Raw genomic sequence first — 1,910 nt, forward strand, 5'->3', positions numbered from 1 at the left:
AAAAAAGCATTTCCATAGGCGCAAAAGGCTATGGAGAGAAGAAAGTAATTAAGAGCACACAGGGGATGCCTTGGCTCTCAGAGGCGATGAAAGACGTGATAAGCTGCGATAAGCTTCGGGGATTAGCAAATATGAATTGATCCGAAGATTTCTGAATGGGGAAACCTGGCTAGTTGAAGACTAGTCGTACAATGTACGCAAACCTGCCGAACTGAAACATCTAAGTAAGCAGAGGAAGAGAAAATAATAATGATTTCCTAAGTAGTGGCGAGCGAACGGGAAAGAGCCCAAACCATTCTTGTTACGGCAAGTATGGGGTTGTAGGACTACGATATGATTATAATGCAATGAAGTGGAACAGGATGGGAAGCCTGGCAATATAGAGTGAGAGCCTCGTACACGTAAGTACCATTAGTCTAGTAGTATCCTGAGTACCGCGAGGTCGGAGACGCCTTGTGGGAATCTGCCGGCACCATCCGGTAAGGCTAAATACTCCTGAGAGACCGATAGTGAACCAGTACCGTGAGGGAAAGGTGAAAAGAACCCCGAACAGGGGAGTGAAATAGAACCTGAAACTGTGTGCTTACAAGCGGTCGGAGCGTCCAGGTGGCGTGACGGCGTGCCTTTTGCATAATGAGCCTACGAGTTACTCTTCTCTGGCAAGGTTAAGTGTTTAAGACACGGATCCGAAGCGAAAGCGAGTCTGAATAGGGCGTATAGTCAGGGGAGGTAGACGCGAAACCTTGTGATCTACCCATGGACAGGTTGAAGGTGCGGTAACACGTACTGGAGGACCGAACCGATAAACGTTGAAAAGTTTCCGGATGATCTGTGGGTAGGGGTGAAAGGCTAATCAAACTGGGAAATAGCTCGTACTCCCCGAAATGTTTTTAGGAACAGCGTCGTGGTTTAGTTAAATAGAGGTAGAGCTACTGATTGGGTGCGGGGGAGTCAAATCCTACCAAATCCAGACAAACTCCGAATGCTATTTAATATACACGGCAGTGAGGCGCGGGGTGCTAAGGTCACGCGCCGAGAGGGAAAGAACCCAGACCATCAGCTAAGGTCCCCAAGTTACAGTTAAGTTGAACTAACGAGGTCCGATTGCATAGACAGCTAGGATGTTGGCTTGGAAGCAGCCATTCATTTAAAGAGTGCGTAACAGCTCACTAGTCGAGCGATCGGGCATGGATAATAAACGGGCATAAAATTGTACACCGAAGCTATGGGTAATATTAATATTACGGTAGGGGAGCATTCCAGCGGCAGCGAAGGTATGACGTAAGTTGTGCTGGAGCTTCTGGAAAAGCAAATGTAGGCATAAGTAACGATAAGGCAGGCGAGAAACCTGCCCGCCGAAAGGATAAGGTTTCCTGATCAACGCTAATCGGATCAGGGTTAGTCGGGGCCTAAGGAGAACCCGAAGGGGATATTCGATGGACAACGGATTAATATTTCCGTACTTTTTATAACTGCGATGTGGGGACGGAGTAGTGACACTGCCGCGATCTGACGGAATAGATCGTTGAAGGCTGTAGGTATAGGACTGGTAGGCAAATCCGCCGGTCTTGCTGAACGCTGATAGTACCGCAAACCTTCGGGGGCGTGGATAGTGCAGGTAATCAGACTTCCAAGAAAAACCGCTAAGCTTCAGGTTATAAAAACCCGTACCGCAAACCGACACAGGTATCCGGGAAGAGAATTCTAAGGCGCTCGAGTGAATCATGGCTAAGGAACTCGGCAAAATGGCCCTGTAACTTCGGGAGAAGGGGCGCTGGTAGCAATATCAGCCGCAGTGAAAAGGCCCAGGCGACTGTTTAACAAAAACACATGGCTTTGCAAAATCGAAAGATGAAGTATAAGGCCTGACACCTGCCCGGTGCTGGAAGGTTAAGAGGGGATGTCATCCG

At 48.4% G+C, this 1,910-nt stretch carries 1 rRNA gene; it reads left to right on the plus strand.

The features are described from left to right. Nucleotides 1-38: 38 nt before the first annotated feature. Nucleotides 39-1,910 (plus strand): 23S ribosomal RNA (locus B9A18_RS24895); the annotation flags it as partial.

Origin of the sequence: Pedobacter nyackensis (assembly GCF_900176505.1) — a bacterium.
In the GTDB taxonomy this organism is placed as follows: domain Bacteria; phylum Bacteroidota; class Bacteroidia; order Sphingobacteriales; family Sphingobacteriaceae; genus Pedobacter; species Pedobacter nyackensis.